This is a genomic window from Peribacillus sp. R9-11, assembly GCF_031345095.1.
Classification (GTDB): Bacteria; Bacillota; Bacilli; order Bacillales; family DSM-1321; genus Peribacillus; species Peribacillus butanolivorans.
This window is the reverse complement of record NZ_CP133763.1, coordinates 935278-951398: the sequence shown is the minus strand read 5'-3', so window position 1 is coordinate 951398 and position 16121 is coordinate 935278. Positions and strand designations below refer to the sequence as shown.

14 protein-coding genes are annotated in these 16121 nt (G+C 38.5%); all 14 read right to left on the bottom strand.

Annotated elements, in window-relative coordinates; translation table 11 throughout:
* Positions 1 to 88: 88 nt before the first annotated feature.
* A complete protein-coding gene (gene tnpB / locus RE409_RS04560) occupies positions 89 to 1255 on the bottom strand; it encodes an IS200/IS605 family element RNA-guided endonuclease TnpB (protein ID WP_397444175.1) in 1167 nt (388 codons plus the stop codon).
* Positions 1256 to 1830: 575 nt separating this feature from the next.
* Positions 1831 to 3189, bottom strand: a complete 1359-nt coding sequence (locus RE409_RS04555; protein WP_201180978.1) for an IS1182 family transposase — start codon at positions 3187 to 3189, stop codon at positions 1831 to 1833.
* A 404-nt stretch (positions 3190 to 3593) separates the two neighbouring features.
* Positions 3594 to 5114, bottom strand: coding sequence for a CoA-acylating methylmalonate-semialdehyde dehydrogenase (locus tag RE409_RS04550; protein ID WP_309558610.1), 1521 nt, complete (start codon positions 5112 to 5114; stop codon positions 3594 to 3596).
* 11 nt (positions 5115 to 5125) lie between these two features.
* Positions 5126 to 6046, bottom strand: a complete 921-nt coding sequence (locus tag RE409_RS04545; RefSeq protein WP_201182523.1) for an NAD(P)-dependent oxidoreductase — start codon at positions 6044 to 6046, stop codon at positions 5126 to 5128.
* Positions 6047 to 6080: 34 nt separating this feature from the next.
* Complete coding sequence (locus RE409_RS04540; protein ID WP_201221999.1) at positions 6081 to 7415, bottom strand: GntP family permease; 1335 nt, start codon at positions 7413 to 7415, stop codon at positions 6081 to 6083.
* Positions 7416 to 7583: 168 nt separating this feature from the next.
* On the bottom strand, positions 7584 to 9425 hold the full coding sequence (locus tag RE409_RS04535; protein ID WP_309558608.1) for a sigma 54-interacting transcriptional regulator: 1842 nt from the start codon (positions 9423 to 9425) through the stop codon (positions 7584 to 7586).
* A gap of 445 nt (positions 9426 to 9870) precedes the next feature.
* Positions 9871 to 10257: an SRPBCC family protein gene (locus tag RE409_RS04530; protein ID WP_309558607.1), complete on the bottom strand. Its 387-nt coding sequence runs from the start codon at positions 10255 to 10257 to the stop codon at positions 9871 to 9873.
* A 60-nt stretch (positions 10258 to 10317) separates the two neighbouring features.
* Complete coding sequence (locus tag RE409_RS04525) at positions 10318 to 10458, bottom strand: hypothetical protein (RefSeq protein ID WP_201249976.1); 141 nt, start codon at positions 10456 to 10458, stop codon at positions 10318 to 10320.
* Between the two features lie 141 nt (positions 10459 to 10599).
* Positions 10600 to 11712 (bottom strand): GerAB/ArcD/ProY family transporter, encoded by a 1113-nt coding sequence (locus RE409_RS04520; RefSeq protein ID WP_309558606.1) that lies wholly within the window; start codon positions 11710 to 11712, stop codon positions 10600 to 10602.
* 143 nt (positions 11713 to 11855) lie between these two features.
* Positions 11856 to 12953: a GerAB/ArcD/ProY family transporter gene (locus RE409_RS04515; protein WP_201222005.1), complete on the bottom strand. Its 1098-nt coding sequence runs from the start codon at positions 12951 to 12953 to the stop codon at positions 11856 to 11858.
* Positions 12954 to 13009: 56 nt separating this feature from the next.
* Entirely contained in the window at positions 13010 to 13213 is a 204-nt protein-coding gene (locus RE409_RS04510) for a hypothetical protein (protein ID WP_207196258.1), read from the bottom strand.
* A 14-nt stretch (positions 13214 to 13227) separates the two neighbouring features.
* Entirely contained in the window at positions 13228 to 14346 is a 1119-nt protein-coding gene (locus RE409_RS04505) for a Ger(x)C family spore germination protein (protein ID WP_309558605.1), read from the bottom strand.
* Entirely contained in the window at positions 14333 to 14482 is a 150-nt protein-coding gene (locus RE409_RS04500) for a hypothetical protein (protein WP_201225216.1), read from the bottom strand. The genes RE409_RS04505 and RE409_RS04500 overlap by 14 nt, the downstream gene beginning before the upstream one ends.
* Positions 14469 to 16061: a spore germination protein gene (locus tag RE409_RS04495; protein ID WP_397444153.1), complete on the bottom strand. Its 1593-nt coding sequence runs from the start codon at positions 16059 to 16061 to the stop codon at positions 14469 to 14471. Before RE409_RS04495 ends, RE409_RS04500 begins: the two co-directional genes overlap by 14 nt.
* Between the last annotated feature and the right edge of the window lie 60 nt (positions 16062 to 16121).

Sequence of the window (16121 nt, the reverse complement as noted above, 5' to 3'; positions counted from 1 at the left end):
ACTACCCCCCACTTATCGACCTTACGTCTGATTGAAGTGGGGGATTCCTAAGAACATTAGCCTATCGGCCAATTTTTAATTAGGCTACTCACGTAGTTCCTACGGTTAGAAGCCTTATGGCTTCATTCATTAGATTGAGTCCTGCGTTAATATCTCGATCGTGATGAGTAGAACAAAAAGGACAATCCCATTCACGAAGATTCAGATGTTTAACGTCTTTATTTTGGTAACCGCAGCTAGAACACAATTGGCTAGAAGCAAACGTTTTAGATACGGTCACGATTTGTTTACCATACCATTTTGCTTTGTATTCCAACATTTTTTTGAATTGGTACCAAGATACTTCACTAATAGCTTTAGCTAGTTTGTGATTTTTCATCATATTCGACACTTGCAAGTCTTCCATTCCAATAACATCGTGGTTTTTGATGATTTTGGTAGAAACTTTATGTAAGTAATCCATTCGGGCATTTGAAATTTTTTCGTGTAGGATAGCCACTTTTCGTTTTTGTTTTTGATAGTTTTTGGCTTCAGCCAATGGTTTATTTTGATTCAAGGCTATTTCTTGTCGCCTTGAAAGAATCCGTTGTGCTTGGGTCAATTTCTTTTCGACCGTCCGGAAGAATTTTGGGTTTTGATAGACCGTACCATCTGAAAGAATAGCAAAGTTCTTCAAACCAACATCTACACCGCACGAACGATTCGTTTTAGGAAGTACTTGTACATTGGTTTCGGCTAAAACGGAAATGAAATATTTACCCGAAGGGTTCCGCCTGATTGTGGCATTGATGATTCGCCCTTCGACTTCGCGGCTTTTAGCAAAACGAACTAGACCGAGTTTCGGCAATTTGATTTTGTTTCCAACAATTCCAATATTTCCATTCGTTTGTTTAGTCGTATAGGACTGGATAGGATTCTTTTTCGATTTGAAGCGTGGTGACTTGTTTTGCTTTTTATAATATCGATTATAGGAATCTGCTAAATTTTCCACCGATTTCTGTAAGGCAATACTGTCTACTTCTTTCAGGAAAGAATACTCTTTCTTTAAAGCTGGAAGTTCTTTGATTGTTGCGTATTTATTCAGAAAAGAACCTTTCCATTCATTAGAGGGTAATTGGCCGTTCTGCTTCATTTCTTCACAGATATACCAGTAGGCATCATTCTCCTTTTGTTTGCCTAAAAAGAAGTTATAGACAAAACGGGAGCAGCCGATCGTTTTATTGATTAGAACTAGTTGTTCTTTAGTTGGATAGATTCGAAATTTATAAGCTTGTTTACGACCATTGGTTTCACCCCCTTATAGTTATTATTAACCATCGAACATATGTTTGTCAAAAGATTACTTTGGCTTATGCCAACCTCCATTCATCTCCCCCTTACCTTTGGGCTCTCGCCCTTCACACGCTTGAAGAGGGAGTCTTCTGGCGGGAAATGATAAAAAACATTTTCCTACCTCATTTAAAAATGTTTTTCCCTTGTAAAACTAAAAATAATAACTAAGCAGAATTTTTATTATTTATCAGTAAGCCATTCATCTTTTAATAAACCGAATACAGTTCTATCAAGGTATTCATTATTCACTTTATCCCTTCATTCTGAATTTTATTGGGATAGCCATACTTTCAAATTAGTGGTCGCAACATTTTCCGACTTAATTCAGTTGTAAATCATTAAATCCGGAAACTTCTAAATCAAAAAGCATCTGCTTAAACAGATGCTTTCAGTTTGTAGACAAAAGGGGTTCGGAATGTTTTAATTCCGGACCCCTTTTGAAATTCCCTTTGAATTTTGCTCATGATTAAGAGATTGGGCCTCTACGAGCCCACTTTATTAAGCCATTCTTGGACCTTGCCATGTCCAATTGGCTATCTTCTTTAAATTCATGGCAGCGAAAGTAAGCATCGCCTGCATCGACAATTTTTTAAGTCCCCTTAAAGTAGTCCAACGCATACCATGCTTTTCTTTTGCATCTGCGAATACACGCTCTATTGTTTCTTTACGTTTCGCATATATAGGTTTTACATCCTTGTGATGACGCAGATGATCTGCTTCTTCCATATAATTTTGCCAGATATGGCGTGTCACCACTTTTTGATGGTCTTTGCTTACTGTACACTGTGATAAAAATGAGCATGTCGCACAAGTGTGTTTGGGTGATTTGTACTCGCGATAGCCCTCTTTATTTGTTGTTGAGTACTTTAAAATCTCGCCCGATGGGCAGAGATAACAATCAAAATGTTCATCGTAAACATAGTCATGCTTGCGAAAGAACCCTTCTTTTGTTCGTGGACGTGTATAGGGTAAAGCTGGTGTGATTTCTTTCCCAAAAAGGTAGCTTGTAATGGCTGGTGTTTTGTAAGCTGCATCTGCGGCAACAGCTTCAGGTTTTCCAACTTTCTCAATCACTTGTTCAACAAGAGGCTCTAAGATATGACTATCATGCGTATTTCCCGGTGTTACAATCGTCCCCAGCACAAAACCGTTGCGGTCCGCAGCCGCATGAAATGAATAGGCAAACTGTTTTGTTCGTTCATCTTTTACATAGTAGCCACTCTCAGGGTCAGTTGTACTTTCTTTAATTTCTTTGGTTTCTTCTTTATCAAATTTATCCGGTGGAAAAGGCTTCTTTCCATTGTTTTCACGATCTTGATTTATTTCTTCTTGAAGGCGTCCTTGATATGCTCGTGTTTCCTTACGAACGATTTTCTTTTCGAATTTTCGCTTATTCGCACTGGCTTTCACATGTGTTGAATCAACGAATACGTGCTCTGCACTTATTAACTTTCTTTCTGAAGCTGTCATTAAGATACGATAAAAAATCCGTTCAAACAGGTCTGTATCTTTAAAGCGACGCTCATAATTTTTCCCGAACGTTGAGAAGTGAGGTACTTTATCATGGAAACCGTAACCTAAAAACCAACGGTAAGCCATATTCGTTTCAACTTCTTCAATCGTTTTACGCATCGAACGAATACCGAAGGTATATTGAATGAATGTCAATTTAACTAAAATAACTGGATCAATACTTGGGCGCCCTATCTCTGAATACATATCTTTCACCAAGTCATAAATGAAAGTGAAGTCAATGGCTCCCTCAATTTTACGAACCAAATGGTTCGCTGGCACCAGTTGATCCAAAGTAATCATTTCAAGTTGATCTCGCTGAATAGAATTATGTTTCGAAAGCATCGTCATCACCTCAAGTTTTAATACTTCTATATTAAAACAAAAAGGACTGTAGGCAAAAGTGGTTATATCTAATTGTTAAAACAAAGTTGATTGGAACGGAAGGTGCGAGACTCCTGCGGGAAATGCGTGTCCAAGGGAGACCCCACAGGCGCAAAGGCGCCGAGGAGGCTCCCTGACCGCCCGCGGAAAGCGAGTGCCTGGAGTGGAAATCAACGTCGAATTTTTACAACCCCTCAAAAAAACTGTAGACAAACTCGATTTTCATCGAGTTTGTCTACAGTCTGAAAGCATCTGCTTAAACAGATGCTTTTTTTGCTAGTTTCTTCTATTATATTTAGAAAATATTTCATATAAAAAATCCCCGTTCGAAAAAGGCTGCTTTTTCGAACGGGGCATTACTTTAATTAATTACTAGGAAAAGAAAAATCCGTTTTATTTTCGATTTCTTTAGATTCAGGCCATCTTTCTGAAACGGTTTTGGTTTTTGTGAAAAAGCGGACGGTGTCTGGGCCAAACATGTGGCCTTCTCCAAATTTTGAACGTTTCCATCCACCAAAGTTGTGATATCCTACTGGGATTGGAATAGGTACGTTTACTCCTACCATCCCTACTTCAATTTGTTCAGAAAATTTTCTAGCAGCAGCACCGCTTTCTGTAAAGATCGTGACACCATTCCCAAATTCGTGATTATTAACTAATGCAATAGCTTCATCTAAGTTATTAACACGTACTACAATACGAGCTGGGCCAAACACTTCATCACGATAAATTTTCATTTCAGGAGTAACATGATCCAACAGTGTTGCTCCTAAATAAAAACCTTTGTTTGTTTCGCAAATTTCTGGATTTCGACCATCCACGCATAATTCTGCGCCTTCTTCAAGACTTTCATCTATATACTTGATGATTGTATTTTTCGATTCTTGAGTAATAACGGCTCCGAAGTCTGCATTCTCGTCGTTATATGCCCCCACTTTTAATTCTTCAACACGAGTTTTTAATTTTGCCACGAATGCTTCAGCTGTTTTTTCGCCAATTGGCATTGCTGCTGAAATTGCCATACAACGTTGGGAAGCCGATCCATACGCAGCACCTAGGAAGGCATTAACCGCTTGATCTAAATCAGCATCAGGCATAATGATCATATGATTCTTTCCGCCACCAAAAGCAGCGACTCGTTTATTATTTCGGCATCCCTCGTGATAAATATATTCAGCTACCCTGGTGGAACCTACAAAAGAGATAGCATGTACTTTTTGATTTTTAAGTATGGCATCAACTGCTTCTTTATCACCATTAATAATGCTCCAAATCCCATCTGGCAAACCAGCTTTTTTCCATAATTCTGAGATGAATAAAGCTGCATTCGGAACACGTTCAGATGGTTTCAAAATCACTGCATTACCACATGCAACCGCCATCGTCGTCATCGCAAGCGGCACCATTGCCGGGAAATTAAATGGAGAGATCGCTGCAACCACACCTAAAGGTTGTTTCATGGAGAAAGCATTGATATTTCCCCCAACATTGACCGAATATTCACCTTTTAACATATGCGGAGCGTTAATAGCGAAATCAACAGATTCAATCCCTCTACTAATTTCCCCTTTTGCATCATCGATCGTTTTCCCATTTTCCAAACCTATTATATTGGCAAGTCTTTCTGTTTCTTCTACTAAAAGACTTCTGAAACGGTGGATGACCTCCACTCTTTTTCCGACAGAGGTATTTTTCCATGCTGTAAATGCCGCATGTGCCACATCAACTGTCTCATTCACATCTTCTACAGAAGCATATGGACACAAATTAATTACTTCACCCGTTGAAGGACTATACACATTACCAAAGCGTTCACTTTTGCCCGCTTTCATTTCTCCGCCAATAAAATGTGTTAATTTCTTTGTATCATTTTTAATTGTAGCCATTTTTATTCCTCCTAATTTTTATTAGATACTAAACCATCATTTTTACTTGCTATTATTTCTTTGACCATTAGATATACAGATGCCATATCCTGCTCGCCATATCCTTTTTCCACAGCCTCGGAATATAAATCAATTAACTTATCCCCAATTGGCAATGGAGTCTGGTTTTCGTCTGCCATTTGTTTTGCCAGCTTTAAATCTTTTAATAAGAGATTTGTTGAAAAACCTGGATTAAAGTTGTTTTGTGCAATATGCCCTTTATAGTTTCTTTCATATATTCTGCTTTGACCGAAACTAACACTTAAAACATCATAAATCGTATCTGCTTTCACGCCCATTTGTTCTCCAAGGGCAACAGCCTCTGCGACAGCTTGTGTATAAAAACCAATCATTAAGTTATTTAATAGTTTAATAACGGTCCCCACACCCACACTTTCACCTAAATGAAATGGATTGTCACCCAATACTCTCAGTAATGGCAGAGCTTGTTCATAAACCTTTTTGTCTCCACCCACCATGATCGTTAGGGTGCCATTTACTGCCCCAGAAACGCTTCCACTTACTGGTGCTCCAAGATAGTCGATTCCTTTTTCCTTGGTAATGGCATATATCTTTTCATTTAATTGAGGAGAAATGGTACTAAAATCAATAATAGTTAGAGCAGAATCTGCGTTTTCAACGATTCCACCATCTCCTAAGTAGACTTTCTCAACAATTTGTGGAGTAGGAAGACTTGTCATGACAATGTCTACTTGCTTAGCCAAAAGCTCAGTAGGGACACCTATTTTTCCACCATCTTGTGAAAACTTCTTTTCTGCATCAGAATTTGTATCCACACCGTAAACGGTATATCCAGCTTTCACAAGATTAGTAGCCATGGGCAGTCCCATATTTCCTAAACCAATAAAAGCTATTGTTTGAAATTCCTTCATATAGTTCCCTCCATATTTATTAATTGTTTTCATGTTAATAAAAAATTGTATATAACAAGACCGCTAAAACCAATGCGATCATTGGAACAACAACACTCAGAATAAAAATTGGCTTATAAGCCCGTTTATGTGTCTCATTACTTACTACTCTAATGGTTGTGACCACATAACCGTTATGCGGAAGCGAATCAAGTCCACCAGAAGCAAGTGACGAAATACGGTGCATTGCCCCTGGATCTAACCCTTGTGCATTATAAAGAGGAGCCAAAATTGGAAGTGCGATTCCCAATCCACCTGATGCTGAGCCTGTAACACCAGCAATAATCGTCACAGCAGCCGCTAATCCTGCGTATGCCATTCCAGGCATACCAACAAGCGAATCTACTATATATGTAAATGCTTGTGACTCTTTTGCAACTGCACCGAAACCAACAACTCCACAGATATTCGCAGTTGCAATGATAGCGTTTTCACTTCCTTTACCAAAAATCATGCCATATTTCCGGGTATATTTATTCATCAGTACAAGCCCAACGATGACCCCTAAAAATAAAGCCACTAACGCTGCACCAGTTGGAGAAAGAAACTTTGACATGATATTCAAAACAATGACTACTACAACCAAGGGTAAAATGGCAATCAGAATATTCGGTAATTTTTCATCCTTTTTCATTTCTACCGTAGCTGCTGTTTCTGCTAATGCTGCTCCATCCGTTTCCGAATTCGGCAAATTGAAAAACTCTCCATCTTTCACTGCTTTAGAGACCATGCTCTTAAGCCAAAAACCACCTAGAATCATGATAAATACAGCAATGATAACACCAATCAAACCACCTGCTGTTGGCTGAGTATTAAAGAATTCCATAGGTATCAAATTCTGAACTTCTGGTGATCCTGGTGAAGTCATTGAGAATGAGATAGATCCAAATACAATAGCACCTGGAATAAATCGATGAGGCAGATTTGCTGCTTTAAATAAAGAGACTGCAATTGGATATACCGAAAATGCGACGATGGCAATACTTACTCCACCATAGGTCATCAAAGCACAAGCTGTAACAACAGCAAACACCGCTCGGTTAGCGCCTACTTTGATTTTTATCCATTCTGCAATTGCGTCTGCAGCTTTCGTTTCTTCCATCACCTTTCCAAACACAGCTCCAAGTAAATATACTAGAAACCATGAAGCAAAATATCCGGTGAACCCATCCATGTAATTAACTGTAAGCGCTTTCTCTAAAGGCAACCGGCTTGTTAATGCTAGGATTGCTGAAGATACTAATGCAGCAATGATGATATTGACTCCTCGCATAGTAAAAATAATTAATAAAATTAAGGCGGCAAAAAATCCTATAAAGCTAATGACCATTTAGCACCTCCACCATTATTTAGTTTTTTTGATTCGACTCTTACCTATAAACAATGCAATAACTGTGCCACATTTGATTTATGTGAAAACACACAATTATTTTAAATTCCTAATAAAAAACTGTATAACTTATTATACAGTTGTAAAATATTTTGTTCAGTTGTCTAATCAAGTAGACAATTCTATGTTATATTCCTTCAATTTATTGTATAAAGTAGCTCTTGAGATCCCTAATTTTTTTGCTGCACGTGTTTTATTTCCCTTTTCTTCTTTAATAATTAGAAGTAATAATTCTTTTTCCTTATTTAATCCTGCATTTTTAAGGCTTTCAAATGAGTTAAAACTTTCAAGTTTCGTTTTTTCCATTGTTGTGAATTCTGGAATCTGCTTTTTTTGTTCTAAAAAATAGCGCTGAAAATCATCAAAATAAATATCATGGCCTTCTACCAATGTAACTAGCCTTTCTATTACATTCACCAGCTCCCTGATATTTCCTGGCCATTCATACTCCATCATAGCTGCTACCGTTTCTCTACTAATCTCTTTAGATGGTATCTTATATTTTTTACAAATTAATTTAATAAAGTGACCAATAAGAAGTGGAATATCATTTTTCCTTTCCCTTAAAGGTGGAATATAGATGGGAATGACATTCAAACGATAATAAAGATCTTCTCGGAATTTATTTTCTTTTATCATATCCTCGATTGGACGGTTGGTCGCAGCAATAAGTCGGAAATCGACAGAAATAGGCTTTGATCCACCAACTGGTTCTACTTCTCTTTCTTGCAGGACACGTAATATCTTTGATTGCATATGTAAAGGCATATCACCAATCTCATCGAGAAAAAGGGTCCCTTTGTGCGCTAAAAGAAACTTCCCTGGTTTCCCTTTTTTCTTTGAACCAGTAAAAGCCCCTTCTTCGTAACCAAATAGCTCCGATTCTAATAATTGTTCAGGTATAGAAGCACAGTTAACACTGATAAAAGGACCTCCGCTGTAATTACTAAGGGAGTGGATTGCCTGGGTAAATATCTCTTTTCCTACTCCACTTTCACCCGTTATCAATATGGATGCAGGTGACTTTGCTGCACGACGAGCAATGTTTTTTGCATGTGCAAAGCTTTCACTCTCACCAATGACTTGAGCAAAGGTTATTGGATCCTCTTTTGGAGGCTGTTGTTCAATATTAATGTTAGAAAGTGAAGGATTTTTTGTGACTTGTAAGTCCTGGATTCTATCAAATATCCTATATAATTCAGATACCCCTTGAAAAACGAGTATCCCTATCCCACCGATTATTTCATTATTCCTCCAAATAGGAATACGATGAGCAACCACTTCCTGTCCTTGCAAAAATTGAACTTGATTCCGTTCTGGAATTCCGGTTTGAAGAACAATATGTAAGCGGGTTCCTTCAATTACACTTACTACATGTTGACCAATAGCTGCGCCTTGTTCCACCCCAAGATAACTACTATATGCTTTATTAATCATTTTGACGAAACCATTTTTATCAACTACAATAATACCTTCATAAATATTATCAAAACAAACATTGAACCATTCTACCTTAGTTTCTAGCAAGTTCATTTTGTGATAGGTTTGGGCAAGAACTTCTAAAATTTCATGCTGAGTCAACACACCTATCAAAATATTTTGATTATTAACAACAGGAACACTAGCTTTAGTCAGTGGCGAAATGCCTGATAATATTTCTTGAAAGGAAAGCGGTTTAATCCTCCGGTCATAATGTATTTCGATTGACTCATCTAGGGAAGTGTCTTTTAACAAGGATTGCATAATCATAGATAAAGATAATACACCAAGAAAATGTTGATGTTCATCAACAACCGGTACCTCATTCAATTGATTCTTTATAAGAAGCTCCGCTGCATCTTTTAACGTAGTGGTATTACGCAAAAAAACAAAATCCGTTTTCATCCAGCGCGCAACTTCTAATTCGTCTCGCTGAAAATGCTCTTTATGTTCTACTAAATTATGTCTCATTGTTTCCCCTCCCCCAAAAATATAATATTTGGTAGATACATTCTATCATTTTGTAAAATAATCACATATATCCAAATTATATCATCCCTTCTTGCCCAAGTGAGTTTTAACTCTAGACGTATTTTGATAGTCGAAGCATAAGCATATATGTACTAAAAATGAGGGGTCTAGGTTAATCTAGATCTGATCCATGAGGATGAAAAATCGGCTCCATCATTGGATTAGACATTACATAAGGAGAAAGTAAGACAAGCTTAAAGGAAGCCTTAGGAAAATCACTATTGATTACTTACGCTTGAAGAGATTTCAACAGGTAACATTATCAGGGGCCAGTCGTTCAGTTCTTAGAGGAGATAGACTACAGTATCCGTTTTACTGTTAACATCGAATGTATGAAAAAGCTCATTCGTTGTATTAACATAGAGTAATAATTTCGCTCCATACGCTAAGCTTTTAGCGCTTCTTGTTCAACCTTTTGCATAAATTCCGGTACTACCTTATTGTTGCTTTTCTCGCTACCTAGTTTCAACATTGCTCTACCTACAAAATTAACTCCTTTATTTTGCCCCTCATAAATAAATTTCATGTGTGTATCATCGATCTTAAGCAACGTAAACGTTAGAGTAATTTCAAAGGCCTTTCCTAAAACAAAACTAATTTGCTTCTGCTTTTTATCCTCAAGGTCTTCATACTTTAATGTTTCAACGATATAGGTTTCCAATCGCTTTCCTTCACGATAACTTTGCCTATGCTTTGCGCCCACTTCCTCTTCCTTCTTTTCAATTAGTATGCTCCTCCACTTTATCCATAATTTTCTTAATATTTTTATCAAAAAATAAACTCCACACATTTTCAATATTACTCTCGATTATCCTTTCTTCTTTCCATTGGATCATTCATTTTCCTCCTTCGCTGATGCAAGAAACTCATCAATCTCACCCGCCTGAAGCCATAGGTCTTTTATTTGGATTTGTATTTTCTTTCTTTTTTTTATCAACAATTGTTCTAAATTTGCAAATGACTCATCCTCCATTACAGTAATCATTTCCTGAATCGTAAAACGTTATTGAGAACGATATTTTGCGACCTGCTAACCTGTTATTTCTAGGAAGAATCACCATTCCCTTTCAATGCCAAAAAAAATTAAAAAATAAAACGGCAACAATCTGAAATATTAGCCTGAATTGATTCCCTTACTATTTCGTTTGCTTTTTCTTTTACGTATAACAGCTATCACCAATAAAGACAGCGGAATAATGGTTTGTATTAATACTGCATAAATAGGAAAAGTTTCGAGGTTAAAACGCTCCAAGTCCATTGAGTTAGGCATTGACCAAAAGCCGAAAACTATCATTAAGATTCCTAACGGCCATATAATGGGCCGATAATCCGAAAGATTTAACCACTGTGCGGTACCTAAAACAGTGGCATAATAAAACACAGAAATTTTCACAAAAGCCCCTACTACCCAAATGGCCATGACGATGGACTCCATATGTTCAAAAAATTCGCCAAAACTGATGTAACGAGCTACGTTCATCAGAGGATAAACCTTAGTGTGTGTCGTTGTTCCGAGTACAAAAAGAACGACAAGATTTACCACAACTAACGTGATCATCACAGCAAAGACCGTCAACATTCCGTACTTCATTCCTTTTTTCTTATCCGCTAAAAAAGGCAGGAAAAAAGTCATAAGAAAAAACTCCGTGAACCATCCACCCGGAACAATTGAACCCTTTAGTGGAGGCATAATCCCATACCCTAATATAGGGAATATATTCTTAAATTCAAAATCGGGGAACACCAAAATAATTGCGATAAGCAGTGGAAATATAAAAAGAGGGACAAATAATTGGGCAGCCCTCCCTATTCCTTCTAAACCACCTTGTACGACGAAGGCACAGAGGACTGTCATTGTTCCCATGATCACGATTATTGGTGTATTAATTAGAAAGGAGTCCACTACAAATTCTGCATACTCTTTGATAATGATTCCCGTGATCTGGATATAAAAAAACAAGAATATAAAACCGATGATTTTCCCCGCTAATCGGCCAATGATATGTTCACTGAATTGGATAACTGATTGTTCCGGATAAAGTTTGTGCAGTTTATAAGCGATATACACCGTCACATACCCCATGAGGGACGCAAAAATAGGGGACAGCCAAAAATCCGTTTTGGCAAATTTCGCTGTGACGCTTGGAATCCCAAGAATAGCGGTAGCCACGATAGTAGGATACAACATGACTGCCATTTGTAGTGATGAAATTTTGCCTTTCTCCATCATCTTTCTCCTTTCTGTGATTGTATGGAAAATCGAAATCACGCAGCCCAAAGATCGATTCACTTTGCATAAACTCTCTTAACGGTTTTATAAGTGCTCCCTCCCATATAACGCGCCCCACCAATATCAAGAAAAAATCTAATTCAGCCGGTTTTTGTTCCCTTATTTCGCTTCCTTACAAAAGCAATCACCAACAAAAGCAGAGGAATAATCGTTTGCATCAAAATTCCATGAAAAGGGAAGGCGATGATATCATAACGACTAACTTCCATAGAGCTAGGAAACGACCAAAAGCTGAATTCTACAATTAATATCCCTATCGGCCATACAACAGGCCGATAGTCGGAAAGATTCAGCCACTGGGCGGTACTTAAAGCAGCCGCATAATAAAACACAGAAATTTTGACAAACGCTCCTACTACCCAAATGGCCATAACGGCGGATTCCAAATGTTCAAAAAAGGCGCCGAAACTTATATACCGAGCTACGTTCATCAGAGGATAAACCTTAGAGGATGTCGATGGTCCGAGTACAAAAAGAACGATTAGGTTTACCACAACTAACGTCATCATCACGGCAAAAACAGTCATCATCCCGTATTTCATTCCTTTTTTCATATCCGCTAAAAAAGGGAGGAGAAAAATAATCAGAAAAAACTCGCTGAACCATCCACCCGGTATAATAGCACCCTTTAGTGGAGGCATAATCCCTTCCCCCAATATCGGGAATATATTCTTAAAATCAAGATCTGCACTCAGTAGGATGATTAAGATACAGATCGGAAAGATAAAAATAGGTAAAAACAATTCGGCAGCTCTCCCCAACACCTCTATACCTCCGCGTACGATAAGTGCACAAAGGATTACCATCGATGCCATGATCACGATAATCGGGGTATTGACCATAAAAGAGTCGACAATAAAGTCTCCGTAACCTCTTAGGATTTCCCCCGTGATAGGGATATAAAAAAACAAGTATAAAAAACCGAGAATTTTCCCCGGAATCCGACCAATAATTTGTTCACTGAATTGGATAACCGTTTGTTTCGGATAAAGTTTGTGCAGTTTATAAGCGATATACACCGTCGCGTACCCGATGAGGGCAGCTAAAATGGGGGACAGCCATAAATCATTTAGAGCATATTTTGCTGTGATGCTTGGAGCCCCGAGTATAGCTGTAGCCACAATCGTAGGATACAACATGATCGCCATCTGCAGGGATGAAATCTTACCTTTCTCCATCATCCTCCTCCTTTCCTCTGTATGAGGTAAATGATATCCGCCTCAATCATGGGCCTTTACTTTTCCATAAACTCTCCAAACGGCTTAAAAAAAGTTACAATCCATGCAGTGGGTCCTGACATTTGTTGAATATTGAACATGGACAGAACCAAACCCATGAGGAGCAATGAGAAAAAAGCCATTTTGTCTTTTTTAGGATTTTGTTTCATTTTCGGCCACTCATACAAAATGATTAGAGCTACAATTACTGTTGTACACAAAAATGTCCCCCATCTCACTTGTCCTTCACCTCTTTCTCAGGCAGCCCCGCCGGTTTGTCTATATAGCCCTGTCTGCGAATATGGGCCACAACATCAGTTTCCACTTCAATCTCCTCAAATATCTCATTCCAGTGGTTTTCGATTTTATTAAACTGCTTAGGATATTTCCGATAGAAGTCTCTACCTAACCCTATAATGTCAGCTTTCTTATTCTGAGTACGCAGAAAAGCCATCTCGATACGCTTTTCTATCTCTTTTTGATAAGATCTTTCTGCATCCTTTAGTGCTTTTGGACTTGAAAGAATCATATTCGTTCCATTCTGAATAACAGATCCTTCTGTATTAACCTTCACTAGCAATTTCCATTTCTTATTTTGAATTTGTGGAACCAGCTTGACTTGTGCCGACACAGGATTTAAAGATATCTCCCCTTTTTCACCTTTGGGTTTTAGGGTCACTGTGTAGGATTCTATTTCATCTCTTAACCACAATATCCCTCTTGTTTCTTTTTCCGTCATCGTGCCAATCATTTTATCTTTATTAAACACGGCTGCTCCGACAATGTAAGGAATCCCCTGTAATTTCTTTTCACCTTTCCCAGGCGGTAAAATACCAATTAACGGAAGTGCAGCAGCGTGAGATTTACCCGTTAACATTTCATCTAAATTCTGTAATGTGACCCGCATCCCTATATGTAAATCAGTTAGTTCCCTCATCACCTCCCCTGAATAGGTTTCTAGAGGCGGCAATGATTCAAGGATAGGCTTAGCTTTTCCTTTGCTGACATACACATATGCTCTCTCCCTTGGCTGCGGATGGCGCAGCAAGAAATCCAGATGCTCTTGTATTCCTTCCTTTGCTACCTTTTCGCCGAATACAAATACTTTACATTGTCCCCAAAAAATTTTGCGTGGAACCTTGCTTTGAAGCTTAGACAATGCATCTGAAATATTGGATCCTTTTTCGGATCTCACCAATGTTGTAGGTACTCCACCTCCTCCACCTGGCCCTCCTTGACCGCCTCCGCTGCTTAATGACTTAGGGATAAATATTTGGATGGATAGCTCGATTTGATTATCTTCCTTTTTTTCGATGGCTGCTGCTGTGACAATCGCCAAATCATTGATTTCCACTCGATCCCAACACCCGCTTACTAAAGGGATTGTTCCACAAATGCCCAGAAAAAGCAGGACGCTTTTCCTGAAGTAACGCCTCTTTACCTTCTCCAATATCTTTGATCGCCTCCAACCAGTATTCACTCCGTTTCACTTCCCCTTTTGGGTTTTGGCCCCTGTTCTGGAGACTGACGGTATACGTTAGATTTCCCTGTAAAGCTCGGGCGTGTATCCATCATCCACATAGGAGATCTCCATAGTACATCTTTCAGTTCTTTACCTTTTAAAGGTGCAAGTGGTGCTAAATAGGGAACACCGAAGGAGCGCAAGTTGCACAAATGAATGACTATAGCAATAACTCCCATTATTATGCCAAGCAGTCCTAAGGTACCGGCAAGCAGCATTATTGGAAAACGCAGCATCCTTATCGCAATTCCAGCAATATAACGAGGCATCATAAAAGAAGAAATCCCCGTAATCGCAACTACAATCACCATTGGTGCTGAAACCAACCCTGCTTGTACGGAAGCTTGACCAATCACTAGCGCTCCAACAATGCTGACAGCAGAGCCTATCTGCTTTGGCAATCGAACCCCTGCCTCTCTTAGTGCTTCAAACGTAATTTCCATGATCAATGCCTCAATAATAGCAGGGAAAGGGACCGCCTCCCTGGATGCAGCCATGCTTAGCAGCAGTGCAGTTGGGACCGCTTCATGATGGAACGTCAAAATAGCAATATAAAAGGAAGGAAGCAATAGAGATAACACCATAAAAATATAACGTAACCAACGGATGAGAGTTCCTATCATAAAACGTTGATAATAATCCTCTTGTGATTGAATCAAAGAAAAGAAAGATACTGGAGCAATTAAAGTAAAAGGGGTTCCTTCTACAAGAATGACTGCCCGTCCCTCCAGCAAGCACGAACAGGCTACATCCGGCCGTTCTGTTGACAAGATCTGAGGGAAAGGTGAATACGGATTGTCCTCAATCATTTCCTCGATATATCCACTTTCTAAAATACCGTCCATCTCAATTCGTTCCAGCCGAATCGTAATCTCTTCAATCAGTGCTTTATCCACAAGTCCATCAATATATGCAATCGCAACAGTCGTCTGAGTATATTTCCCAATTTTCATCGATTGCATTTTAAGAGCAGGACTTTTAATAATACGTCTCAATTGAGATGTATTTACCTCTAGAGATTCATTAAATCCCTCTCGCGATCCCCTTATTCCTCCCTCAGCAACAGGTTCTTCAATTGCTCGCTTTTCCCATTTAGACAATCCTAAAGAAAATCCATCACGCTCCCCTTCATATAGAAGGATCGGATTTCCAATGGAGATAGATTCAATGCAATCCGCTATCATTTTCACTCTTTTCACTTTTGAAATGGGCATTTTATGTACTAGAAAGTCATTTAATGGTTGTGGCACATTTGCTGATTCCTGCATGAGTGGAGAAAGCACATATTCTTCTATCCCCTCGATGTCTGAAAGACCCTCAATGTAAATAAGCATTGCTCTCGTTTTACCGAAAAGTAAGAACGAACGGAACATGACATCTGAACAATTATCATAAATCAAGCGAAGCGTTTCTACATTTTGACTAAACTCTCCATTAAGAGGGTCCTCCGGTTTAGAATCCTGGTAATTATTTTGTATTTGAGGTTTTTTTTCTTTCGTCTTTCTTAACAATTTACTCACATTACGAATCAAGCTGGTTACCCCCATTTTTTTGCAGGTCGCTCTAACTCCATTTTTCTATGTTTCTTCATCCAGGATATTTTATAC

What these genes read in the sequence shown, in the direction of transcription:
- RE409_RS04555 (WP_201180978.1), bottom strand. Translation starts at nt 3,189, where the DNA reads ATGCTTTCGAAACATAATTCTATTCAGCGAGATCAACTTGAAATGATT.
- RE409_RS04550 (WP_309558610.1), bottom strand. Translation starts at nt 5,114, where the DNA reads ATGGCTACAATTAAAAATGATACAAAGAAATTAACACATTTTATTGGC.
- RE409_RS04545 (WP_201182523.1), bottom strand. Translation starts at nt 6,046, where the DNA reads ATGAAGGAATTTCAAACAATAGCTTTTATTGGTTTAGGAAATATGGGA.
- RE409_RS04540 (WP_201221999.1), bottom strand. Translation starts at nt 7,415, where the DNA reads ATGGTCATTAGCTTTATAGGATTTTTTGCCGCCTTAATTTTATTAATT.
- RE409_RS04535 (WP_309558608.1), bottom strand. Translation starts at nt 9,425, where the DNA reads ATGAGACATAATTTAGTAGAACATAAAGAGCATTTTCAGCGAGACGAA.
- RE409_RS04525 (WP_201249976.1), bottom strand. Translation starts at nt 10,458, where the DNA reads ATGGAGGATGAGTCATTTGCAAATTTAGAACAATTGTTGATAAAAAAA.
- RE409_RS04520 (WP_309558606.1), bottom strand. Translation starts at nt 11,712, where the DNA reads ATGGAGAAAGGCAAAATTTCATCACTACAAATGGCAGTCATGTTGTAT.
- RE409_RS04515 (WP_201222005.1), bottom strand. Translation starts at nt 12,953, where the DNA reads ATGGAGAAAGGTAAGATTTCATCCCTGCAGATGGCGATCATGTTGTAT.
- RE409_RS04495 (WP_397444153.1), bottom strand. Translation starts at nt 16,061, where the DNA reads ATGGGGGTAACCAGCTTGATTCGTAATGTGAGTAAATTGTTAAGAAAG.